This is a genomic window from Kitasatospora sp. NBC_01300 (genome assembly GCF_041435235.1).
Lineage (GTDB): Bacteria > Actinomycetota > Actinomycetes > Streptomycetales > Streptomycetaceae > Kitasatospora.
In genome coordinates this window covers 7556853-7578503 of sequence record NZ_CP108408.1, presented here as the reverse complement: position 1 = coordinate 7578503, position 21651 = coordinate 7556853, and the positions used below count along the sequence as shown (strand labels likewise).

Below are 21651 nucleotides of genomic sequence, written 5' to 3'. Positions count from 1 at the left end.
GGGTCAGATGAGGCCGGTCTGGGCGGCGGCGGTCAGGAAGGCGTCGGCGGCGAAGTCGATGTCGGCGGCGGTGTGGCGGGCGGTGACGGCGATCCGCAGCCGGGCCAGGTCGTTGGGCACGGCGGGGGTGACGACGGGCAGGCCGATGACGCCGGCCTTGCGGCAGGCGGTGGCGTAGTCGTAGGCGGCGTCGTCGGAGCCGGCGATGACGGGCAGGACGGCGGTGGCGGAGTCCATGGTGGAGATGCCGGCGTCGTTGAGGCGCCGGCGCAGGCGCTCGGCCTGGACCTGGATGTGGGTGACGCGCTCGGGTTCGCGGCGCAGGATCCGCAGGGACTCCAGGGCGGCGCCGGTCTGGGCGGGGCCGAGGGCGGCGGAGAACAGGAACGGGCGGGCGGCGTAGCGCAGGTGGCCGATCAGTTCGTGGCTGCCGGCGACCCAGCCGCCCATGGAGGGGATGGCCTTGGAGAGGGTGCCGAGTTTGATGTCGACGCGGTGGCGGTAGCCGAAGTGCTCCTCGATGCCGCCGCCGGTCTCTCCGATGACGCCCAGGGCGTGGGCCTCGTCGACCATCAGGAGGGCGTCGTGGGCGTCGCAGACCGCGCGCAGTTCGGGCAGCGGGGCGATGTCGCCGTCCATGGAGTAGACGCTGTCGACGATGACCAGGCGCACGCCGGTCGGGGAGGCGGCCTTGAGGCGGCGTTCCAGGTGGTCGACGTCGTTGTGGCGGAAGCGGGTGACGGTGGCGCCGGAGAGGCGGCAGCCGTCGACGATGCTGGCGTGGTCGTACTTGTCGATCAGGACGGTGTCGCCCTGGCCGACCAGGGCGCCGACGGTGCCGACGTTGGCGGCGTAGCCGGAGCCGAAGACCTGGGCGCGTTCGCGGCGGGCGAAGCGGGCGACCTCGGCTTCCAGTTCCTCGTGCAGCGGGATGGTGCCGGCCAGGGCGCGCACGCCGTGGTTGCCGGTGCCGTAGACGTCGACGGCGGCCTTGGCGGCGGCCACGACGCGTTCGTCTCCGGCCAGGCCCAGGTAGCTGTAGCCGGACATCATGAGCAGGCGCTCGCCGTCCAGGTCGCAGTAGGCGCTGTCGCGTTCCATGGTGTAGGCGACGAAGCTGTTGCGGCGTGAGGGGTCGGACTCCAGCGCGGCCACGCGGTCCAGGGTGGCGGCGAGCTTCGGCTCCAGGCGGTCCCATGCTCCGGTGGCGTTCACGTGCGGGTCTCCTTCTCGGCGGGGCGCGGCGGGCGCGCGGCGGTTTTGCCGTGCGGTTTGCCGTCGGTTTGCCGCCGGTTGTCCGTCGGCTGTTCGGCGGTTCGTCGTCGGCTTGTTCAGGATTGTTTTCGGTATTTCCCGGCGCGGGGGCGGGTGGTGGTGCTGGGGTTTCCTCCCGGGATAGTCCCGGGGCTTTTACGGGTGGTGCCCGGCGCAGGGGGTGGGGTGGTGTTTCTCGAAGCCTTCACGCGGGGTGCTCAAGGATGACTACATTTCTACGGCAGGATGCGCAAGGCGTCCGCAATAGCCGTGTTCCCGGCCTGCGGTAACGCTCTGACGTGCAGAAACCCTGCGTCCACGACGCATGGACCGGCTGGTGGGTATGTTTTGTCGACCAGTGTTGACACCGTGTGATGCGCCGAATGTATGGTCGAAATCCGCCGAAACCGAACGGCTGGTCGGCGGCATTTCCGGTCCAGGTTTCCCACGCCGTCGGCCCGGCGTCACGGGCCGTCGGCTCCGCTTTGGCTCAAGGGGGTTGGAGCACGTTGAACGGCTTCCGGGAAGACAGTCCGTCCGGCAGATCGGGGGAATTCTCATGCTGATCCGCCTGACAGGACTCGTGACGATCGAGCACGACCACGGCGCCCCGCAGCACCTGTCCAGCGCCCAGGCCCAGGTGGCGTTCGCCCGCCTGGTCCTGGAGCGCTCCGCCGGCACCAGCCGCGACCAGCTGGCCGACACCATCTGGCCCGACGGGCTGCCCGACACGTGGGCCTCCGCGCTGCGCAGCGTGGTCTCGCGGGTGCGGGCGTTCGTCGCCTCCCCCGGCCAGGGCCCGGGCGCCACCCCGCTGATCGCCCAGGGCGGGCGCTACGTCCTGCGGCTGCCCGCGGACGCGGCGGTGGACCTGGAGGCCGCCGCCAGCGCGGTCGGGGAGGCCGGGGAGGCGTACGCGGCCCGCTCCTACGCGGTGGCGCAGCAGTTGGCCGCGGGGGCGATCGCCAATCTGCGCGGCGCGTTCCTGCCCGACCACGAGGGCGAGTGGGCGGGCGGGGTGCGCGAGCACGTGGAGGAGTTGCGGATGTCCGCGCTGGAGACGGCGAGCCTGTCGGCGTCGGCGCTGGGCGAGGAGCACCACGCGCTGCGCTGGGCCGACGAGGCGGTGCGCCGCGCCCCGTTCCGTGAGAGCGCCTACCGCTGCCGGATGGAGGCGCTGGCCGCGGCCGGCAACCGGGCCGAGGCGCTGCGCTGTTACCAGCAGCTGCGCCAGGTGCTGGCGGAGGAGCTGGGCATCGACCCGGCCGCCGAGACGCAGGAGCTCTACCTGGCGCTGCTGCGCTCCCCCGCCCCGGTCGCGCCCGCCGCGGCGGCGGTGCGGCCGGTGGACCCGGTGCTGATGGGGATCTTCGAGCCGCTGGCCCTGGCCCGGCTGGCGCGTCCGGCCGGGCCGCCGGTGCGCGCGGCCTGACGGGGCTGTCGGTGCGCGCGGCCTGACGGCTTGTCGTCGTGGCGGGCGGCCCCCCGGCGTTGGGGGCCGCCCGCCCGCGTGCGCGCACGGGGGCGGGCGGGGGCGCGGGGGTCGCGGGCGCGCCGGGGCGGGCGCGCGCGTGTTGCGGAGGTGTTGCGGTGGGCGTGGCGCACGGCGCGCTCGTAGTAGCGTCGAGGCGCGAAGTCGCGCACGCCGCGCGGCTTTTACCGAACCGGGACGGGGGTCGAGCGTTGGGAAGGGGTGGTGGGTGTGGGACGGGCACGCGTGGCGGCGCGGGTGATCGTGCACCCTGGTGTGGAGGACCTCAGCGTCCAGCAGGTGTTGGAGGCACTCGCGGACCCTGCCCGCAGATCGGTGGTGCGCCGGCTGGCCCACGCGGGCGCCGCGCTCAGCTGCGGCTCCTTTGACCTTCCGGTCTCCCGCTCCACCTCGACGCACCACTTCAACGTGCTGCGCCAGGCCGGACTGCTGCACCAGTACTACGTGGGCACCACCAAGATGAACTCGCTGCGCGCCGAGGAGCTGGAGGGCCGCTTCCCGGGCCTGCTGTCGGCGGTGGTGGCCGCCGCCGACGCCGAGGCCCGCACGGCGCCCTGACGGCCGGCCCGCTCCGGGCGAGCGGGCCGGCCGTGGCCGGTCCTGGCGGGGCCGGCTCCGGTGGGGTCGGCTCCGGTGGGGTCGGTCCTGGCGGGGTCGGTCCTGGCGGGGTCAGTTCCGGACGGTGAGGACGATCTTGCCGACCTGGGTGCCGGCCTCCAGGTAGCGGTGGGCCTCGGCGATCTCGTCGAGGCCCTCGAAGACCCGGTCGACGGCGGGGGTGAAGGAGCCGTCCGCGAGCCCGGCGGTGACGAAGGCCTGTGCGCGGCGCAGCCGTTCGTCGTCGCGGGTCACCTCGTGCATCGAGTAGAAGCGGCTGGTGACGGGGGCGAAGGTGTCCTGGCCGGGCAGGGGGGTGTCGCGGGGGTCGAGGCGGCCGTAGACGATCAGGCGGCCGCCGGGGGCGAGGGTGCGGGCGAGGGTGAGGACGCCGGGGCCGGCGACGGGGTCGAAGACGGTGCGCACGCCGGCCCCGGCGGTGATGGCGTCCACGCGGGCCACCAGGTCCTCCTCGCCGGTGATGACGACGTCGGCGGCGCCGGCGTCCAGGAGTTGCTGCTTCTTGGCGCGGGTGCGGGTGGTGGCGATGGGGACGGCGCCCAGGCGGCGGGCGGTGCGGATGGCGGCCAGGCCGGTGCCGGAGGCGGCGGCGGTGAGCAGGACGTGGTCGCCGGGGCGCAGGTGGCCGTCCTCGGCGAAGGCGCCGTAGGCGGTCAGGTAGGGCATCCACACGGCCGTGCCCTGGACGTCGGTGAGGCCGGCCGGGTGGTGGACGACGGCGCGGGCGGGCACGAGGGCGTGGGTGCGGTAGACGCCGTAGTCGTTCTGGGAGAAGGCGGGGACGGTGTCGACCCGGTCGCCGGCGGCGAAGCCGGTGACGCCCTCGCCGAGGGCTTCCACGGTGCCGGCGGCCTCGTAGCCGGGGGTGGCGGGCAACCTGGGCTCGTCGAGGTAGGTGCCGGCGCGGAAGAGGGCCTCGGCGCGGTTGAGGCCGATCGCGGTGACGCGGATGAGCAGTTCGCCGGGGCCGGGCACGGGTACGGGGGCGGCTCGCACGGTCAGGACCTCCGGTCCTCCGGTGCGGTCGAAGACGACGGTCCTGGACATGGTGTAACTCCCCTGCTGCGGCGGGCCGGTGGCGGTGCGGCGTGCGGTACGGCGTGCGGTACGGCGTGTGGTGCGGTGTGCGGTGCGGCCACTTACGTAACCCGGTGCGCGGGAAACTGTCAAACTTCGACCGGTCTCGGAATAGTGGGCGGTCGGCGGGCGTTGCCGGTGAGTTGACCTCGCGTCAGATGCGGGGCTACGTGGGCTGCGGGGGCGGGCGGGGACCCGGCGCGGCGGCGGGCGGGCGGTGTTCGTATCCTTCGGCGGATGGACGCCTTCGCACCGCCGCACGAGCCGCCGCAGGAACCGCCGCACGGGCCGTACGGGCCCTCGGGCCGGGCCTGGGCCGCCACGCTGCGGTGGGTGGAGCAGGGACTGCCCGCGGGCCACCGGGTGCGGTCGGTGACGGGCCTGCGCGGCGGCTGGACCTCGCGGATGCGGCGCCTGGACGTCGGCCCGGAGGGAGGTGCGGAGGCGGGCGGGTACAGGCTGGTGCTGCGTTCGTTCGTCAAGCCGTTCTACCTGCGCCACGCGCCCGCCCTGCTGACCCGTGAGGCCGGCGTGCTGCGGCTGCTCGCGGCCGGCGGCGTGCCGGCGGCGCGGCTGCACGCCCTGGACGCGGCGGGCGAGTTCTGCGACCACCCGTCGCTGGTGATGTCGCTGCTGCCGGGCGGCGTGCGGGTGGCGCAGGACGGCGACGTGGAGCGCCGCGCGGAGCTGCTGGCCGGTCAGCTGGCCGCCGTGCACGCCCTCGTGGTGGCGCCGGGCGATCGCCCCCGCGCCTTCGAGGCGTGGACGTCCCCGGAGCGGGTGCGGGTGCCCGGGGCCACGGCGCGTCCCGGGGTGTGGCGGCGGGCGGTGGACGTGATCCGCCGCGAGGCGCCCGCGTACCGGCCGTGCTTCCTGCACCGCGACTTCCACCCCGGCAACGTGCTGTTCACCGGGCAGGGCGCCGGGCTGGCCGTCAGCGGGGTCGTGGACTGGGTGGAGACCTCCTGGGGCCCGGCCGACCTGGACGTGGCCCACTGCTCCACCGCCCTGGCCCTGCTGCACGGCGTGGACACCGGCCTGGACTTCGCCGCCCGCTACCTGGCGGCCGGCGGCACGCTGGAGGAGGACCGGGGCGCGCACCTGTACTGGCGGCTGCTGGACGCGCTGGCGTTCGCGCCGGACGCGGAGAAGGTCGCCGTGCCGTGGCGGGAGCTGGGGCGCGACGACCTGACGCCGACCCTGCTGGGCCGGCGCCTGGAGGACTACCTGGAGGCACTGCTCGACCGGCACGCCTGAGCCCCGCCCGCCGTTCGCCGTTCGCTCCCCGGCTCCCCGGCTCCCCGGCGGGCGGTTCAGGTGGCCGGCCCGCCGTCGAGGAAGGCGGCGATCAGGGCCTGGGGCGTGTCGTCGCCGTTGCGGGGGAACATGGCCCGCCCGTAGGCGGCGAGGGCGGCCTCGGTGTCGCCGGGGTGCGCCGACAGGGCCTTAGCGATCGCCCTCGGAACGGACGGCGTTGCCCGGGCTGTCGAGCCAGTACCGGTGCTCGCCCTGGGGCGTCACGGTCAGCCCGAACCGCTCTGGCCCGGGTTCGCCGTGGTCAATCCACCAGGCGTGCGCCTGTGCCACCTCGTTCCACAGCCGCCGCTTGCCGTACTGCCACACGGTGTAGCCGCTCGACCCGTCGTCCGCCCGGTCGACGGCCGCCCACGAGGTGGCGTCGGTGGTGGCGAGCCAGAGCCGGCGGGCGACGCCGTCCACGTCGGGGTCGTCGTCCCACGCCGTCCAGACGTTGCCGAGGTGCACGCCGATGGTGAACGCGAGGTCCCACCGGTCTTCCGCGATCCCGTGCGCGGGCAGCTCGGTGTGCGACTCGTCCGGCACGTGCTCGTCTCGGACCACGTCCCGATAGATCCGCAGGTCCGTTCGCTGGTTCCGCGCGAGCATGAACGCGCTGTAGGGGCTGAAACGGCCCTCGGCGCTGCCGTCCTCGGCGACCGACAGCCTCAGCAGGCCCCAGCAGACCCACGGGTTGTCCCACGGCGTGAGGATCAGCCCGCCGGGCCTGGTCTGGCGGACCAGCGCCTCGGGGACGCCTTGCAGGGCGCAGGTCACCGAGACACGGTCGTACGGGGCCCGCAGGCCCCACCCTCGGGTGCCGTCGCCGCAGACCACTTCGGGGCTGAAACCGGCGTTCGCCAGACTGGTCCGGGCTCGCGTCGCGACCTGCGCGTCCACCTCGATGGAGACGACGTTCGACGAGCCGAGCCGGTGGCTCAGGTAGGCGGCCGTCAGCCCCGTGCCGGTGCCGATCTCCAGCACGGTCATGCCCTCCCGCAGATCGAGCATTTCGAGCATGCGGAACACGATGGACGGTGCCGATGCCGAGGACGACGGCCATGGGTCTGCGTCCGGGTCCTTCCCGTCGTTGACCTGCGTGACGACCGGCACGTCGGCGTAGGCGGCCTTGTTCCAGCCATCCGGATCGGATTCGCGGTCGCACGGCGTGTAGCCGCCGTGCCCGTCGTCCAGCCACACCCGGTCGGCGAGGAACCAGGACCGGGGCGCCGCTTCGGCGGCTGCCGCCCATTCCGGGGCCACGTCGCGGCCGAGCTCCTTGCCGACGGCCGAGAGCAGGCCGCGAACGGCGACCTGCTCCGGCTGACTCCCGTGCTCAGGCAATTACTTCCCCTTGCCGTGCTTGTTGTCGCCCTTGCTGCCCTGCGTGTCGGGGCTCGGGGCCGACTTGCCCGGGTCCTTGTTCCCCGCGTGCTTGCCCTGTCCACCGTCGTTGCGGCCCGATCCGCCGCCGCTGCTCCCGCCCTTGCCGGTTCCCCAACCCATGGCCGGACTCCTTCACGTCGTCCCGGGCTCCGTGCTCGACCCGGATGCTTCCTGCGCCGTCTGCTGTGACCGGCACAGGCCACGCTACGGACGGGAAGGCGCCGAGCTCTACGAACTTGCACGGGCTTGCACGTCAATCACCCTTCCAGGTAGCCGCATTGACGTCGTGTCCGCTGCTCGGCAAAGCTTGTGCAAGCCCGAGAAAGCACCTGGACCAGGGAGCCGGCCATGGCCGTGGAGTTCGTTGGCATCGACCCCGACACCGACCGGGACCACTGCCCCACCGTGTGGGTGGACCCGCAGACTCAGGAGATCCTGTTGCAGGGGTGGAAGGCGAGCCCCGAGACTCAGGCGCAGTGCGAGGCGAGCAGCCCCGCGAACGGTCCGGTACCCGACAGTGAGACCATCGTCAGGATTCCGGCCCGGATGGTGCCCATGATCAGGGAGGCCTGTGATGCCGTCGAGCGTGCCCGACTTCGCTGAGCTGCTCGGGCGGTGCCGGCGCTCCGCCGTCCATCTGGAACTGCGGGACTCCTATGCCCCGACCGAGCGGTTCGAGGCGTGGCGGCGCGGCGAGCGGATCGACTGGCAGGACCGCGCGTCCTGGTGGCATCCCTACGACCAGCTGATCACGGACACGGTGGCCCGGGGTGTGGTCGTACGCCGGGCCCGGGTCGTCTCCGAGCCCGTGTCCGCGTACATCCGGTGGGAGCACTACGTCACCCACGCCAACGTCACGGCGGGTGAGGAGGTCCGCTGGCTGCCCCGGCGACGGGCCACGGACATCCCCCTGCCGGGCAACGACTTCTGGCTGTTCGACGGCGCGCTGCTCCGGGTGCACCACTTCTCCGGCGACGGCGCGGTGGTCGAGGACGAGATCACCGAGGACCCGCAGACCGTCGAGCTGTGCGCCACCGCGTTCGAAGCGGTCTGGGAGCGAGCGGTCCCGCACCACCTGTACGGAATCTGACGAAGGCCGGCTCCGTGCCCGCGCACCCCTCTGCGAGCGTCCAGCAGGCCCGCGAAGCCCTGGCCGGCCGGCTGCGCGAGATCCGCAAGGAGGCAGAGATCAGCGGGCGGGAGCTGGCCATCAGGTGCGGCTGGTCGGAATCGAAGTCGTCCCGGATCGAGAACGCCAGGACGCCTCCCTCCGATGCGGACATCAGGGCGTGGTGCCGGGCCTGTGACGCCGACGATCAGATCCCCGACCTGATCGCCGCCAACCGACAGTCCACCGACGCCCACGTGCAGTGGAGGCGGCTCCAGCGAAGCGGGCTCCGCCGCCTGCAGGAGTCCACCGGGGACCTGTACCGGCAGACCAAGGTCTTCCGGACCTACGTCTCCGACGTGATCCCCGGGTTCCTCCAAACACCTGGATACGCCGCCGCCCTGCTGGCGTCCATCGCGGACTTCCGGGGAATCCCGAACGACGTGAGTGATGCCGTGGCGGCCCGCATGAAGCGCAACGCGGTACTGAACAACGGCGCACGCCGGTTCTCCTTCGTCCTGGAGGAGTCCGTGCTGCGGTACCGCGTGTGCAGCGCCGAGGCCATGGCCGCGCAGCTCGGCCACCTGCTCGCAGCCATGGATCTTCCGAACGTCGCCCTGGGCATCGTCCCGTTCGCGGCGCAACGGGATGTGTGGCCCATGCCGACCTTCACGATCTTCGACGACGCCAGAGTCCACGCGGACACGCTGGACGCCGCCTCCACTCTCACCCAGCCCGGCCAGGTCTGTCTGTACGCCCGGGCCTTCGACCGCCTCTCGCAGGGGGCGGTGCGGGGCGCGGCAGCGCGCTCGCTCGTGGCGGGCGCCTTGGCCTGCCTGGACTGATACGGGAGGCGTCAGACGGCGGCGGGCGGCGCGTCCTGCGCCTGCGGCGCCGGGACGGCGACGGCGGCGGCCGGGGTGGCGGGGCCCAGGCGGCGGCGCAGGAGGACGGCGGTCAGGGCGGCGAGGGCGAAGCCCGCTCCGGCCCAGGGCAGGTGGCGGGCGCCGGCGGTGGAGACGACGAGGCCGCCCACCGCACTGCCGACGGTGATGCCCAGGTTGGAGAAGGAGATGAACAGGCTGTTGCCGAACTCGGGTGCGTCCTGGGCGTCGCGGGCCAGCCAGCTCTGGCTGACGACGAGTCCGCCGGAGTGCACCGCGCCCCAGAGCAGGACGCCGGCGGTCATCGGCGCGGGCCAGGGGCCGATCGCGTAGAGGAGGGCGTAGAGGAGGACGTAGAGGGCGGGGAAGGCGGTGACGGTGCGCAGGAGGTCGCGTTCGAGGAGGCGGCCGAAGAGGAGGTTGCCGAGGACCATGACGATCCCGAAGGCCATCAGCGCGGCGCCCACCAGGGAGGCGCTCAGGCCGGTGACGCGTTCCAGGTATTCGGCGAAGTAGCCGTAGACGGAGAACATCGCGGCGAACACGCACACGACGGCGAGGACCGACAGCCACAGGCGGCCCCGGCGCAGGATGGCCAGCTGGCCCCGGTAGGAGGGGCGCCGGCCGGCGGGCGCTGCGGATGCTGCGGGGGTGGTGGGCGCGGCGGGCGCGGCGGGGGTGGCGGGGGTGGCGGGCAGGAGGAGCAGGACGCCCAGGCAGGCCAGCAGGTTGACGCCGGCGCCGAACCAGAACGCGGCGGCCAGGCCCGCGTGTTCGGCGAGGTAGGAGGTGAGCGGCACGCCGAAGGCGAAGCCGACGGTGACGCCGGCGAAGACGGTGGTGGCCGCCCGGGTGGCGCGGTGGGCGGGGACCAGGTTGGCGGCGGTGGTGAGGGCGACGGCGAAGAAGACGGGGTGGAAGAGCGCGGGCAGGATCCGGAAGGCGAACATCACGGCGAAGTCGTCGGTGAGCGCGTACACGGCGTTGGAGAGCGCGAAGACGGCCAGTGCGCTCGCCAGGACGGCCTTGCGGCGCAGGCCGGAGGCCAGCAGGGTGCCGAACGGTCCGGTGGCGGCGACCACGAGGGCGAAGACGCCCACCAGCCAGCCGGCGGCGGAGGGGGTGACGCCGAGGTCCTCGGAGATGCGGGGCAGGACGCCGACGACGCCCATCTCGGTGGTGATGATCCCGAACACTCCCAGGGAGAGCGTCAGGACGGCGGGGCCGGTCTTTCCCATGTGGTGCCTCCGTCCGCCCGGTGCGCGGGGTGTGCGGGCGCACGGCACCCACCCCCCCCACGCACAGGGCTACAAATCTAGATAGTTAGATGGAATGGGGCGAAAAGGAAGGGCGCAGCCCGGGCCGCCCCGGGCGGGGGCGGCGGGGTGCGCCCCTGAGGGGCGGAGCGTCAGAGTTCGTCGCGGGCGTAGGCGGCGAACGCGGCGATCGTCTCCTCGTCGCGGCGGTAGAAGGTCCACTTGCCGACGCGTTCGGACACCAGCAGTCCGGCGTCGCGCAGGATCTGCAGGTAGCCGGAGACGACGGACTGGGCGAGGCCGGACTTCTCCCGGATGTCCGTCACGCACACGCCGATGTGGAAGCCCACGCCGCGTTCGCGGTAGTAGTCCTCGTCGAAGTAGCGCTCGGGCGTCTTGAGCCAGCGCAGGAAGTCCGCCCGCGCCGGGTTGGCGAGCGCCTTGTGGACGGCCAGCGGATCCACCGCACGCTCCCTTCGCCCGAGCCTCGACCAGATGACGTATCCAATATTCTAGATGTGAAGAAGCGTGTCAACCCGGGCCGGGCGGGGCGGGCCCCTCCCGCCCGGGGCCTTGGCGGGTTCGCGGCGCTAGGGTGTGGCGGTGACCTCGCTGCCGGAAGACCTCTCGCCCCTGGCCGGCGACGACGACCGCGACACGGCCGTGCAGCGCCTGCAGGAGGCGTACAGCCAAGGGCGCATCTCCCACGAGGAGATGGACGAACGCCTCCACCAGGCGCTCACCGCCAGGACGCAGGGCGCACTCGCACGGTCCCTGGCCTCGCTCCCCGAGCCGGGCGCGGGCGCCGAGGTGACGATCGGCGCCGCCACGGGACGCATCCGGCGCAGCGGCGCCTGGCGGGTGCCCCGGACCCTCAAGGTCGCCTCCGCGCTCGGCAGGGTGCGCCTGGACCTGTCCCGGGCGGTCTTCGAGCACCCGGTCGTCGACATCGAACTGCAGCTCGGCACCGGCGGCGCCAGGATCACGGTGCCCCACGACGCGGTCGTCGACATCGAGGGCATGCACGCCGGCTGGAAGGAGGCCCGCTACAAGCCCCCGCGGCACCCCACCCCCGGCGGCCCCACGATCCGGATCTCCGGGACCACCGGGTTCGGACGGCTGAAGATCCGCCACGCGCGGCGCTGAGGCCCCTCCCCCGGGCCAGCGCCGCCGCAACCTCCTTCGTTCAACGCATGATTGACGGTTCATAACGTTCGGTGACGGCCACCCCGGCGGCGCTTTCGCCGGACCTCACGGAAGGAGGCGGGCAGGTGGACGGAAACGCGCGGCAGGCGGCCGTCGCGGCGCTCGCCGAGCTCGGACGCGGCCGCGACTACCGCGACCGGGCGGATGCCGGTCGCGCCCTGGCAGGGTTCGCCGAGCTGCCGGAGGCCTGCGGGCCGCTGCTGGCGCTCGTGCTCGACGCGGACGACACCTTCGTCACCCGGGCGACCACGCAGGCCCTGCTGCGGCGGAACGACCCGGCCGGGCTGACGGTCGTCGCGTCCGCGCCGGCAGTGGCCGACGACAACCACGGCGACTGGATCCACACCGCGGTCGTCGACGTGTTCGGCGTCTTCGCCGACGACCGGGACGACGCGCTACGGCTGTGCGAGGAGCTGTCGCGGGCCGCCGACGGCCGCGTCGCCCTGGGGGCGGGCCGGCTGCGCGACAGCCTGGCCGGGATCGATCCCGCTCTCGGCCCCGCGGCAGCGCGGGACGGGCGCTAGCCGGGCCGCGGGGTCGCGGGCGCCGCCGCGCGCGGGGTCAGCAGCCGGGTTCGGCCGGCGTGGACGAGACCAGGGCGAGCGCGGCCGCCCGCAGTTCGGCCTCCCACTCCGCCTGCTGGTCGAGCCCCAGCGTGTACGCGAGGCAGCAGGTGCACTGCGGGATCAGCCGCACGAACGCACGCTCCTGCGCCGTCTGGGCCCCGGTCTCCCCCAGGTCGTCCAAGCCCAGGTCGGCCAAGCCCAGGTCGGCCAAGCCCAGGTCGGCGAGCGGGACCTCCCCGGCCAGGAACCGCGCCGCCGTCCGCCGCAGGGCGTGCCGGCCGGCCAGGGCGAGGTCCGGCAGCGCGATCCCGCACTCGGCCGGCGCCCGCTCGAACTCGTCGCGGAGCTCCTGGCCGTCCGCGTTGCGCGGCCGGCCGGCCAGCTCGCACAGCGTCGGCCCGTCCAGCCCGGCCGCGAGCGCCTCGGCCGCGATCATCGGCAGCTGCGCCGCGTCGACCTCCCCCACCCGGTAGCGGCACGCCACCTCGCCCAGCACCGAGCGCCCCTGGCGCGCGAGCGCCCCCGCCGCCGTCCCCGAGTCTCCGTCGATCACACCGCCCACGATGCCACCCCCGCCCCCGAGGCACCCGCCCGGGGCCGCCCCGGATCGGCGCCCCCGGCCTCCGACGGCCGCCGGTGCGCCCACCCTGCCTTTCGCGCGGTCGAGTTGACGGTCTGGGCACGAAGCCCCGCAGCCTGGGGCCGTGTGGTGCCGTCCGGCCGGCGCGGCCGGTGTCGGAGGCGCACGGTAGCGTGCCGGGATGGGACGGACTGTGACGTATCTGGAGATGACCAGCCGCGGGGAGCTGCGGCCCGGGCGGGTCGTGCCGCAGGTGGGGCTTCGGCGGCAGGAGGGGCTGTCGGCGCTGGTGCGCTCGGTGATGGCCCGGGTCGGTGCGGCGTACGGGTGGCGCAGTTCGACGCGCTCCGAGCAGCAGTGGGAGGAGCTGGCGGCAGCGCACCCGCGCTGCCAGTACTGGCTGATCGAGCTGGCGGGCGAGACGGCCGGGGTCGTCGCACTGGAGCCCCAGCCCGGCGGGGACGTCGAGGTCCGCACCTTCGGGCTGCTGCCCGAGTACGTCGGCCGCGGGCTCGGCGGGCACGCCCTCACGCTGGCGCTGGAGCAGGCCTGGGGGACCGAACTCCCGCAGGCGCAGGCCGTCCGCAGGGTGTGGCTGCACACCGACTCCGAGGACCACCCGAGCGCGCTCGTCAACTACCGGCGCCGGGGCCTGCGCGTCTACCGCACCGAGGTCGAAGATGCGCCGGTGCGCGACAGCTGATCCCAGGACGCGCATGATGCGGGCGGCGCCGCCGACCGGACACCGGGTCGGTGCCTTCCTCGGGTACGCGACCGGGCGGGGCCGGGCCCGCCCGGACGCCGGGCCTGATCACACCCAACCGTCCCCGGGATCCGCCCGCTGATCGCCCGCCGCACCCGGCCCGTTCGCCGCAGAACCGACCACATCCCGCACTGGTCCCGCTGGCCCCGCTGGCGCCGTCGACGCCAACACCGGTCCCGTAGCGGCCACTTCGAGAAGCGAGGCAACGGCCGAGAGCCGAAGCCCCGTCACGTCGAGCACCGTTGCGGCCGGCGCGAGGGCGTCTGGCGGGCGCGGTCGGCGACGGCCCGCAGCAGGGCCTCGGCACTGTCGGGGGCGGCCACCCAGCGCCGCATCCCGGCGTGGGCGGCGCGGCGCCCGGGGCTCAACGCCCGCACGGGCAGGGAGAACTGGCCGTGCAGGCACCACCACCTCACGACCCGGGCGCAGCTGCGCCTCACGCCGGATCCGGGAGCCCGTCGATGCCGCCGGCGGGGCCGTCGGGGCGTTCGGTGCTTTCGTGGCTTTCGGCGGGGCGCAGGTGGATGGGGTGGGCGTGGGTGCCGACGAAGGCGATCGTGCGCAGCGCGCCGAAGTCGGTCAGCCGGCGGGCGATGCGGGCGGTGGATTCGGGGGCGAACAGGTCGGCGAGGTAGGCGGCGTGGTCGTCGTCGAGGGGGAGGCGGGCCAGGGCGGTGCGCACGGCCGTCAGGGCGTCGGCGAGCCGGGTGAAGGTGGCGGTCCTGGTGACGCCGCCGATCTCGACGGTGACCGGGTGCGGGTAGTCGCGGGGCGGGGTGGTGGTCACGCGGCGGCGCCGTTCTGGGGTCCGAGGACCGCCCAGACCGCTTTGCCGACTCCGCCCGCGCGGGGGCGGCAGCCCCACTGGAGGGCGAGTTCGGACACCAGCCACAGCCCCCGCCCGCATTCCTGGTCCCCGCTGACGCGGCGCAGCACGGGCTGCCGGGGGTCGGCGTCGTGGACCTCGATCCGCAGGTCGTCGGAGGAGAGGGCGAAGCGCACGAACAGCAGCCGGTCGGACGGGGTGCGGGCGTGCTGGACGGCGTTGGTGACGAGTTCGCCGAGCACCAACCCGGAGTAGTCGGAGAACAGTTCGCCCTCCTGGTGGTCGGAGAGGAAGCCGCGTAGCAGCCCTCGCGCGGTGGGCACGGACTTCTGGTGGCGCGACAGCCAGCAGGAGTACTCCCCCACGGCGGAGGGCGGGATCTTCAGCGTTTCGGACATGGCGACGCCTCCTCGGCGGCGGAGCGGCAAAGCGTGATCCGGGCACGTGAGGCAAGGCCCGAGGACCGTCGGCGGGCATGGGGATGCCCGGGTGACGACCCATCAGGATCACGCTGTGTCTTTCATGAACTACTGCCTGTAGCATGCCGCTGCGCCAATGCCGTCTGCAACAAGAACAACTGCAACCGTGCAGATTTGCGAGGCGCGTGGCCCCGACGGTCCGTCACGGGGCAGACTGGGCAGTTCAAGGGAGGAATCGCGCATGACCGACGAACCGAGGCCGACCGTCCGCGGCCGCCGCCTGGGGTCGGAGCTCCGTCGGCTCCGGGAATCAGCGAACAAGACCACCGAGGACGCCGCATCCGCGCTCGCATGCTCGCGCGCGAAGATCAGCCGGATAGAGACCGGCGCGGTCGGGATCCGCCGGCTGGACCTCGGCGTCCTGATGGGCCTGTACGGCGTCACGGAGCCGAGGGACCGCGATTCCCTTGAGACGCTGGCCCGCGACAGCAAGAAGCGCGGCTGGTGGCACGACCACGGCGATACGATCCCGCCCGCCTATGTGGACTTCCTCGATCTGGAAGCAGACGCTCGCTACATCCGAAACTGGCAGCCGCTGGTCCTGCCAGGCCTGTTGCAGACCGAGGACTACACCCGCGCCCTGCTTCAGGCCAACCCGGCTGTTGTCCGCCCGGAACGCATCGACCAGTTGGTCAAGCTCCGGATGGAACGCAAGGAGGTTCTGACCAAGCCCGATCCGGCCCGACTCTGCGCGATCGTCTGGGAGCCGGCCCTCCGATGCCCGGTGGGCGGCGCCGATGCACACCGCGCGCAACTGGACTACCTCGTCGAAGCGGCACAACTCCCCAACGTCACCCTGCAAGTGGTTCCGCTCGACATCGGTCCGACCGCTGGCGCCTGTGGGGCATTCGTGATGTACGGATTCACCGGCTCCCCCGCCTCGGGAGCGGTGTTCCTGGAGAATCTGACGAGCAGCCATTACCTGGAACGAGAGGCGGAACTCGACGGCTACGGGCTCGTCTTCGAGGACCTGCGATCGTCAGCCCTGAACCCCGCCCAGTCGCTGGATATGATCACCGCAATCGCGGCAGAGACAGCGAGTTAAGAGATCAGACAAGAGGGTGAGCGCATGACCAAGCCGAAGATCTCCGCTCGGGGCTGGTACAAGAGCAGCTACAGCGCACAGGCGAACGAGTGTGTGGAGGCGGGGCGCGTCGTCGGCGGCGGCATGGCCGTCCGCGACTCCAAGGACCCCGACGGCCCCGCACTGGTCTTCCCCGCCGACGCCTGGACCGCCTTCGTCACCGGGATCAAGGCCGACGGCCTCCCCACCGCCTGACCCTCCAACCACCCCGTCGGAGCGAAGGACCACCCGGCAACAACGCAACCCAGCTTGCGGAGGATCGCCCGTGACCAACACCGCCCAGAACCCCGCCTCCTGGCGCAAGAGTAGCCACAGCAACAATGACGGCGGTGTCTGCGTCGAGGTCGACGACGCACACCCGGGCCGCGTCCGGGACTCCAAGGACCCCGACGGCCCCCGGCTGGCCTTCTCCCCTGATGCCTGGCAGTCCTTCGTGACGGCCGTACGCAGCGGCGAGTTCGGCCAGATCTGACGGTTTGGCGGGCCCGGTTCCCTGCTACTGCGGCAGGGACCCGGGCATTTCGCGGACTCCCCGAGGACGGCGGCATGACCGAGATCGAACTGCGCCACCACCGCGAACTCGCCGACGCGGTCCGCCATGAACTGGCCGCCCTGTACGCCGATGTGCGCGCCCCGCTGCTGCATCTGCCCAACTACGCCCTGCCCACCTTCACCGAACGCCTGCAGCGCCACGGCGGTGAGCCCGGCTTCGAGGCCGTCATCGGCTACGCCGGTACCGTGCCCGTCGGCTACGCCTACGGCAACACCGTCGAGGCGGCCGACCGCTGGTGGACCCGCATGGCCCACCCGATGCCCCACCACCTCACCACCACGCCGGTGTTCGCCCTCAAGGAACTGGGCGTGCGCACCCCGTGGCGCGGCACCGGCGTCGCCCGCCGCATCCACGACGCGCTCCTCGCCGCCCGACCCGAGGAGCGGGCCACGCTCATGGTCAACCCCACCGCCGGGGACGGCAAGGTGCACGCGCTGTACAGGGCGTGGGGCTACGAGGACGTCAACGAGGTCCGCCCCCACCCGGACGCGCCGCCGCTGATCGCGATGCTGTACCGAAAGCCAACCCCCTTGACATAGCGCCTCGTTCACAACACCCTGCGGCCAAGGGAGACAGCCATGCACACGAACGACCAGACACGGTGGCGCAAGAGCAGCCACAGCGGCGACCAGGGGAACTGCATCGAGGTCGACGACGCACACCCCGGCCACGTCCGCGACTCCAAAGACCCCGACGGGCCCGTGCTCGTCTTCCCTGCCGATGCCTGGTCCGCCTTCCTCACCGGGGTCAGGGCCGGCGACTTCCCCACGGCCTGACCCTCCAACCACCCCCGCCACCGCCTGCAACGCACCGCGAGCGCCAGAGCCCGCCCCAGCGGATCCACCAGGCCTCTGAGCGGGAGCCGAACAGGGGACCCGGCAGGGCGCAGGCCCGCAGCAAACCGGTGGTTCCGCGCAGGAAGTCGGACCGGCCGACTTCTCGCGCTTCAGTCCGCCCTCGCCGCCCTGCGGGGTGCGGGGGCACCGCTCCCCCGCCGTGCCCGCCGACGCCGACAGCCCGGCTCCGGCGGCAATCCTGCGCCTGCGCCCGGTGCTTGAGATCGAGCAGGAGGCTGCGCGGCTGCGGCCCGCCGACCTCGACGCCCAGCCGGTAGCGAGGCGTCCCGCGCACCCGCCGCACCGCCTCGACCAGCAGGACCGCCAGGCCGAACAGAACAGCGAGCACGAGAAAGATCGGAAAGCCGTCGGAACAGGCTGGACCGCCGTCCGGCGGAAGGCCGTGGACAGGTCCGTACAGCCGCAGCACCACGGGCATGCCGTCCGGCCCGACGACCCGCCCGACCCGCACCGCGGTGGCCACGGCCTCCCCGCGCAGGCACTGGAGACGGCCGGGACGGCCAATTCTGTTGTACCGATGGCCCCAGCGAGGCCGCAGGAACGATTCGCCCCGGGTCGCGCCCGCCCCCGGCAACGAACGCGACAACACGGGAAGTCGGACCGGCCGACTTCCCACGCCCCGGCCCCACCCGCACCCGCACCCCGCCCCACCCCGCCCATAATCGCGTTTGACTATGACCCGTAGTCGTGTTCGACTAGCAATGTGAGCACTTCGCGACTCTTCGCACTCAGCGCGCTGGCCCGGGGCGGGCCGATGCACGGCTACCAGATCCGCCAGGCGGCCCAGCTCGACCGCACCGAGCTGTGGACCGACGTCAAGCCCGGATCGCTCTACAGCGTCCTGCACCGGATGGCCGACGACGGCCTGGTCGAGGTGGTGCGCAGCGAGAAGGTCGGCAACCCGCCCGAGCGGACCGTCTACGCGATCACCGACCAGGGCCGCCGGGAGCTCGCCGCCCTGCGTGACGCGGCGCTGCGCAAGGTGCGCCTGCTGCCCGATCCGGTCGACCTGGCCCTGCAGTACACCGCGGACCTCACGGACGAGGACCTCGCCGGGGCCGTCGCCGCGCGCCGGCAGGCCGTGGCCGACCAGGTGGCCCTGTTCGAGGAGCAGTTCGAGGCCGCCCGGCCGGACCTGACCGGCCTCGAACCGTGGATCTTCGAGCACTGCCTCGCCCGTCTGAGGGCCGACCTGGCCTGGCACGACGACCTGCTCGACACCCTGACGAAGAACACCCCGACCAAGAACAACCCGACCAAGAACACCCGGAGGACCCCGTGATCCTCGTGACCGGCGCGACCGGCACCGTCGGCCGCGCCCTCGTCGGCCACCTGACCGCCCTCGGCGCCCCCGTGCGCGCCGCCACCCGCCGCCCCGATCGGGCCCGCCTGCCGGACGGCGTGGAGGTCGTCGGCGCCGACCTGGGCGAGCCGGACAGCCTGGCCGCCGCCCTGCGGGGCGTGCGCAGGGTGTTCCTGCTCTCCGACGGCCCCGACATCCCGCGCCACGACGCCAACCTCGCCGCCGCGGCCGCCCGCGCCGGTGCCGAGGCCGTCGTCAAGCTGTCCTCCGGCCGGGCGGCGGACCCGGACGCGGACGACCCCGTCGCCCGCTGGCACCGCGCGGGCGAGCAGGCCGTCCGGGACAGCGGCCTGGCCTGGACGTTCCTGCGCCCGATGGGCTTCATGTCCAACACCCTCGCCTGGGCCGCAGCGATCCGCGCCGCGCGCACCGTCCGGGCCCCGTTCGCCGCCGGGCGGGTCTCCGTCATCGACCCCGCCGACATCGCCGCGGCCGCCGCCCACGCCCTGACCCGGCCCGGACACGACGGCCGGGCCCACCTGCTGACCGGTCCCCAGGCCCTCACCCCGGGCGAGATGACCGCGACGCTCGCCGAAGTCCTGGGCACCCCGCTGGCCTTCACCGAGATCCCGCCCGCCGCCGCCCGCCGGGCGCTCCTGGACCACGGTCTGCGGCCGGAGAGCGCGGACGCGGTCATGGCGCTGCGCGCCGCCTCCCTGGAACCGTTCGCCGCGACCGTCACGACGGCGGTCCAGCAGCTCACCGGCCGCGCGGCGACGCCGTTTCGGGCCTGGGCCGAACGCCACCGCGAGGAGTTCACCGGGCAGCCCGGCGAGGAGCCCGCCGAGGGGCCCGGCCGTGGCTGACACCCACCGCACGGAACCCGGCGCGGGACCCGGCCGGGAGCGCGGCCGTGGCGGCGTCCGCCGCGAGCCCGTCGCCCTGGCCCCTGGGCAGGGCGGGCGCCGCCACGTGCCGGGCAGCCCGTACGTCGTCAAACTCGCGGGCGCCCAGAGCGGCGGATCGATCGCCGTCCTGGAGTCCACCTTCGAACCCGGCCAGGGCGCGCCCCTGCACCTGCACCGCGGCCACGACGAGACGTTCTACGTCGTCAGCGGCGCGTTCCGCCTGCGGTGCGACGAGCACACCACCGAGGCGGGCCCCGGCGCCTTCCTGCACGTCCCGCGCACCCACCCGCACTCCTTCACCGCGATCGGCGACACCCCCGCCACGATCCTGGTGACGCTGACCCCGGCCGGCTTCGAGGAGTTCTTCATCGAGGCCGCCGCCCTGGCCGCCGACGGCCGCCCGGACCGCCGGACGATGCAGACCCTCCTGGCCCGCCACGACCAGGAACTGGTCCCCGACGCACCGCGGGAGCGCCACAGACGAGAAGGCCGCTGAGGACGGCGCAGCGGGCGGCGGGCCGGGCGGGCGGGCGCGCTACCGGTAGGTGCGCAGCACGTCGAGCAGGTCGCCGGTGTGGCCGTCGCGTGCGCCGAAGTGGGCGGCGCAGCTGAGCTGTTCGCGCAGGTGGAGCAGCCGCATGCGGTCCTGCCAGCCGTCGGTGAGGGGGTGGTGTTCGCGGTAGGCGTCGAAGAAGCGGGCGGGGACGCCGCCGGTGCAGAACATCATGCTCAGGTCCGTCTCCGCCCAGGTCCAGCACACCGCCGGGTCGATGAACGCCGGTGTCGCGTCCGGGCGGGCGAGGATGTTGCCGTGCCACAGGTCGCCGTGGGTGAGGACGGGCGGTGCGGCGGGGAGGAGTTGGGGCAGCCGGTCGCAGACGCGTTCCAGGTCGGCGCGGCCCCGGGGGCCGAGGGCCTGGCGGGCCAGGGGTTCGTCGAGGTAGCGCAGCAGGCGGTGGCGGGCGAAGAACTCGTGTCCGTCCTCGGTCCAGGGGTTGCGCTGTGCCAGGCGGCCGAGCCAGCCGTCCTCGGTCCAGCCGAAGCGCTGTCCGGTGGTGGCGTGCAGGCCGGCCAGCGCGTGTGCGGCGCGTTCCCAGAAGCCGGGGTCGTGTGCGGGCGGCTGTTCGAGGGCTTCCAGGACCAGGCCGTCCGGGTGCAGGGCCAGTACCCGCGGGGTCGACAGGGCGCCGTGGGCGCGCAGGGCGTGCAGGCCCTGGGCCTCTTTCGCGTACGCGTCGGGGGCCAGTGCCGGGGTGGATTTCACCACCACGCGTCCGCCGTCGGCCAGGGTGACCAGCCAGACGGTGTTCGCGGCGCCGCCGGTCAGGCGCGCCGCGTGCGCCGCGGGGCCGGGGAGCAGGTGGGGCGGCGGGCCGTCCTGTCCGGCGGCCGCCTCATCGGTGTCGTGCGCGAGGTCTTCCATGGCGGGGCCCTTTCCCGCGCCGGCGCCACCGACTCGGGCCGGCACCGGATTTCGCCGCCCCGGGGGGCGGCGGCGGGGCCCGCGCCAGGCCTGCCGGGGTGCGCGGTACAGTCCGCTTCCATGAACGAGAACGTGCGCGCCCCGTTCGGGAACTTCACCCTCGTCCGCGCGGCGGTCGAGGTCGTCGACGAGCTCGCCGCCCCCGTCGCCGACGCTTTGGGGAACGCGGACGCGCACGGGTGGGCCGGGTCCGTGCTGTACGTGGACACCGACCCCGACAAGGCGGACACCGCGGTGTTCTGCCAGGCCTACGACGTGCCGTTGGAGCTCTCCGCGAACTGCGTGGTGGTCGCCGCCAAACGCGGCGGCGACGTCACCCTGGCCGCCTGCCTGGTGCGCGCCGACACCCGTCTGGACGTCAACACCGCCGTGCGCAGGCGCCTGGGCGCGCGCAAGGCCTCCTTCGCGCCGGTGGACGTCGCCGTCGCGGCCACGGGCATGGAGTACGGCGGCATCACCGCCGTCGGCCTGCCGGGCGGCTGGCCGCTGCTGGTCGACGAGGCGGTGGCCGCCGCACCGCACGTGCTCATCGGCAGCGGGCGGCGGCGGGGCAAGCTGATCCTCCCCGGCTGGGCGGTGGCCCGGCTGCCCGGCGCCGAGGTCCTCCCGGGCCTGGCCGCCTGAGCCCGGCGGCGGCGGGACCGGCTCGCGGCTCGGGCGAGGCCTGCTGGC

29 protein-coding genes are annotated in these 21651 nt (G+C 73.7%); 18 read left to right on the top strand and 11 right to left on the bottom strand.

Annotation, left to right across the window (positions count from 1 at the left end; genetic code table 11):
- Positions 1-3: 3 nt before the first annotated feature.
- Positions 4-1215, bottom strand: coding sequence for an aminotransferase class I/II-fold pyridoxal phosphate-dependent enzyme (locus OG556_RS32810; protein WP_063352988.1), 1212 nt, complete (start codon positions 1213-1215; stop codon positions 4-6).
- Positions 1216-1813: 598 nt separating this feature from the next.
- Between OG556_RS32810 and OG556_RS32805 the strand changes: the two genes are divergently transcribed.
- Positions 1814-2686 carry a BTAD domain-containing putative transcriptional regulator gene (locus OG556_RS32805; RefSeq protein ID WP_371515356.1) on the top strand — a complete coding sequence of 291 codons (873 nt, stop codon included), beginning with the start codon at positions 1814-1816 and terminating at the stop codon, positions 2684-2686.
- 270 nt (positions 2687-2956) lie between these two features.
- Positions 2957-3304, top strand: coding sequence for a helix-turn-helix transcriptional regulator (locus OG556_RS32800; RefSeq protein ID WP_350886075.1), 348 nt, complete (start codon positions 2957-2959; stop codon positions 3302-3304).
- A 111-nt stretch (positions 3305-3415) separates the two neighbouring features.
- Here the strand turns inward: OG556_RS32800 and OG556_RS32795 are convergent, their stop codons facing one another.
- Entirely contained in the window at positions 3416-4411 is a 996-nt protein-coding gene (locus OG556_RS32795) for a zinc-dependent alcohol dehydrogenase family protein (RefSeq protein WP_371515357.1), read from the bottom strand.
- Between the two features lie 267 nt (positions 4412-4678).
- On the opposite strand from OG556_RS32795, the gene OG556_RS32790 reads away from it, so the two are divergent.
- Positions 4679-5698: a phosphotransferase family protein gene (locus OG556_RS32790; protein ID WP_371515358.1), complete on the top strand. Its 1020-nt coding sequence runs from the start codon at positions 4679-4681 to the stop codon at positions 5696-5698.
- Positions 5699-5887: 189 nt separating this feature from the next.
- Here OG556_RS32790 and OG556_RS32785 read toward each other — a convergent pair whose 3' ends face one another.
- Both OG556_RS32785 and OG556_RS32780 read right to left on the bottom strand, forming a co-directional pair.
- Positions 5888-7081: a methyltransferase domain-containing protein gene (locus OG556_RS32785; protein WP_371515359.1), complete on the bottom strand. Its 1194-nt coding sequence runs from the start codon at positions 7079-7081 to the stop codon at positions 5888-5890.
- On the bottom strand, positions 7082-7243 hold the full coding sequence (locus OG556_RS32780; RefSeq protein ID WP_350886069.1) for a hypothetical protein: 162 nt from the start codon (positions 7241-7243) through the stop codon (positions 7082-7084).
- A 228-nt stretch (positions 7244-7471) separates the two neighbouring features.
- Between OG556_RS32780 and OG556_RS32775 the strand changes: the two genes are divergently transcribed.
- Genes OG556_RS32775 through OG556_RS32765 form a run of 3 tightly spaced genes read left to right on the top strand, consistent with a single transcriptional unit; the run spans position 7472 to position 9076 of the window.
- A complete protein-coding gene (locus OG556_RS32775; RefSeq protein ID WP_371515360.1) occupies positions 7472-7726 on the top strand; it encodes a hypothetical protein in 255 nt (84 codons plus the stop codon).
- The gene (locus tag OG556_RS32770; protein WP_371515361.1) at positions 7698-8213 is read left to right on the top strand and encodes a DUF6879 family protein; all 516 of its coding nucleotides are present in this window, start codon (positions 7698-7700) and stop codon (positions 8211-8213) included. Before OG556_RS32775 ends, OG556_RS32770 begins: the two co-directional genes overlap by 29 nt.
- A 14-nt stretch (positions 8214-8227) precedes the next feature.
- Positions 8228-9076 (top strand): helix-turn-helix domain-containing protein, encoded by an 849-nt coding sequence (locus OG556_RS32765; protein WP_371515362.1) that lies wholly within the window; start codon positions 8228-8230, stop codon positions 9074-9076.
- 11 nt (positions 9077-9087) lie between these two features.
- Here OG556_RS32765 and OG556_RS32760 read toward each other — a convergent pair whose 3' ends face one another.
- Together OG556_RS32760 and OG556_RS32755 are read right to left on the bottom strand one after the other, a co-directional pair.
- Entirely contained in the window at positions 9088-10353 is a 1266-nt protein-coding gene (locus tag OG556_RS32760) for an MFS transporter (protein WP_371515363.1), read from the bottom strand.
- Positions 10354-10523: 170 nt separating this feature from the next.
- Positions 10524-10835: a helix-turn-helix transcriptional regulator gene (locus tag OG556_RS32755; RefSeq protein WP_063352995.1), complete on the bottom strand. Its 312-nt coding sequence runs from the start codon at positions 10833-10835 to the stop codon at positions 10524-10526.
- 139 nt (positions 10836-10974) lie between these two features.
- Here OG556_RS32755 and OG556_RS32750 point away from each other — a divergent pair, with 139 nt between their 5' ends.
- Entirely contained in the window at positions 10975-11517 is a 543-nt protein-coding gene (locus tag OG556_RS32750) for a DUF1707 domain-containing protein (RefSeq protein WP_371515364.1), read from the top strand.
- A gap of 125 nt (positions 11518-11642) precedes the next feature.
- Complete coding sequence (locus OG556_RS32745) at positions 11643-12101, top strand: hypothetical protein (protein WP_371515365.1); 459 nt, start codon at positions 11643-11645, stop codon at positions 12099-12101.
- Positions 12102-12138: 37 nt separating this feature from the next.
- On the opposite strand, the gene OG556_RS32740 is transcribed toward OG556_RS32745, so the two are convergent.
- Positions 12139-12696: a hypothetical protein gene (locus OG556_RS32740; protein ID WP_371515366.1), complete on the bottom strand. Its 558-nt coding sequence runs from the start codon at positions 12694-12696 to the stop codon at positions 12139-12141.
- Positions 12697-12904: 208 nt separating this feature from the next.
- On the opposite strand from OG556_RS32740, the gene OG556_RS32735 reads away from it, so the two are divergent.
- Complete coding sequence (locus OG556_RS32735; RefSeq protein ID WP_371515367.1) at positions 12905-13426, top strand: GNAT family N-acetyltransferase; 522 nt, start codon at positions 12905-12907, stop codon at positions 13424-13426.
- A 287-nt stretch (positions 13427-13713) separates the two neighbouring features.
- Here the strand turns inward: OG556_RS32735 and OG556_RS32730 are convergent, their stop codons facing one another.
- Genes OG556_RS32730 through OG556_RS32720 form a run of 3 tightly spaced genes read right to left on the bottom strand, consistent with a single transcriptional unit; the run spans position 13714 to position 14710 of the window.
- A complete protein-coding gene (locus OG556_RS32730) occupies positions 13714-13926 on the bottom strand; it encodes a hypothetical protein (protein WP_371515368.1) in 213 nt (70 codons plus the stop codon).
- Positions 13923-14273, bottom strand: coding sequence for a hypothetical protein (locus OG556_RS32725; RefSeq protein WP_371515369.1), 351 nt, complete (start codon positions 14271-14273; stop codon positions 13923-13925). Before OG556_RS32725 ends, OG556_RS32730 begins: the two co-directional genes overlap by 4 nt.
- Positions 14270-14710: an ATP-binding protein gene (locus tag OG556_RS32720; protein WP_371515370.1), complete on the bottom strand. Its 441-nt coding sequence runs from the start codon at positions 14708-14710 to the stop codon at positions 14270-14272. Before OG556_RS32720 ends, OG556_RS32725 begins: the two co-directional genes overlap by 4 nt.
- Before the next feature lie 262 nt (positions 14711-14972).
- Between OG556_RS32720 and OG556_RS32715 the strand changes: the two genes are divergently transcribed.
- From OG556_RS32715 to OG556_RS32680, 8 genes are all read left to right on the top strand, one after another.
- Entirely contained in the window at positions 14973-15836 is an 864-nt protein-coding gene (locus OG556_RS32715; protein WP_371515371.1) for a helix-turn-helix domain-containing protein, read from the top strand.
- A 24-nt stretch (positions 15837-15860) separates the two neighbouring features.
- A complete protein-coding gene (locus OG556_RS32710) occupies positions 15861-16070 on the top strand; it encodes a DUF397 domain-containing protein (RefSeq protein WP_371515372.1) in 210 nt (69 codons plus the stop codon).
- A 70-nt stretch (positions 16071-16140) separates the two neighbouring features.
- On the top strand, positions 16141-16347 hold the full coding sequence (locus OG556_RS32705) for a DUF397 domain-containing protein (protein ID WP_371515373.1): 207 nt from the start codon (positions 16141-16143) through the stop codon (positions 16345-16347).
- Between the two features lie 74 nt (positions 16348-16421).
- On the top strand, positions 16422-16967 hold the full coding sequence (locus OG556_RS32700) for a GNAT family N-acetyltransferase (protein ID WP_371515374.1): 546 nt from the start codon (positions 16422-16424) through the stop codon (positions 16965-16967).
- Between the two features lie 39 nt (positions 16968-17006).
- Complete coding sequence (locus tag OG556_RS32695; protein ID WP_371515375.1) at positions 17007-17204, top strand: DUF397 domain-containing protein; 198 nt, start codon at positions 17007-17009, stop codon at positions 17202-17204.
- 784 nt (positions 17205-17988) lie between these two features.
- Positions 17989-18567, top strand: a complete 579-nt coding sequence (locus tag OG556_RS32690; protein ID WP_371515376.1) for a PadR family transcriptional regulator — start codon at positions 17989-17991, stop codon at positions 18565-18567.
- Positions 18564-19454 (top strand): NAD(P)H-binding protein, encoded by an 891-nt coding sequence (locus OG556_RS32685; protein ID WP_371515377.1) that lies wholly within the window; start codon positions 18564-18566, stop codon positions 19452-19454. The genes OG556_RS32690 and OG556_RS32685 overlap by 4 nt, the downstream gene beginning before the upstream one ends.
- The gene (locus OG556_RS32680; RefSeq protein ID WP_371515378.1) at positions 19447-19992 is read left to right on the top strand and encodes a cupin domain-containing protein; all 546 of its coding nucleotides are present in this window, start codon (positions 19447-19449) and stop codon (positions 19990-19992) included. The genes OG556_RS32685 and OG556_RS32680 overlap by 8 nt, the downstream gene beginning before the upstream one ends.
- 39 nt (positions 19993-20031) lie before the next feature.
- On the opposite strand, the gene OG556_RS32675 is transcribed toward OG556_RS32680, so the two are convergent.
- On the bottom strand, positions 20032-20919 hold the full coding sequence (locus OG556_RS32675) for a fructosamine kinase family protein (RefSeq protein WP_371515379.1): 888 nt from the start codon (positions 20917-20919) through the stop codon (positions 20032-20034).
- A 120-nt stretch (positions 20920-21039) separates the two neighbouring features.
- Here OG556_RS32675 and OG556_RS32670 point away from each other — a divergent pair, with 120 nt between their 5' ends.
- Positions 21040-21603 carry a YbaK/EbsC family protein gene (locus OG556_RS32670; RefSeq protein ID WP_371515380.1) on the top strand — a complete coding sequence of 188 codons (564 nt, stop codon included), beginning with the start codon at positions 21040-21042 and terminating at the stop codon, positions 21601-21603.
- Positions 21604-21651: the final 48 nt, after the last annotated feature.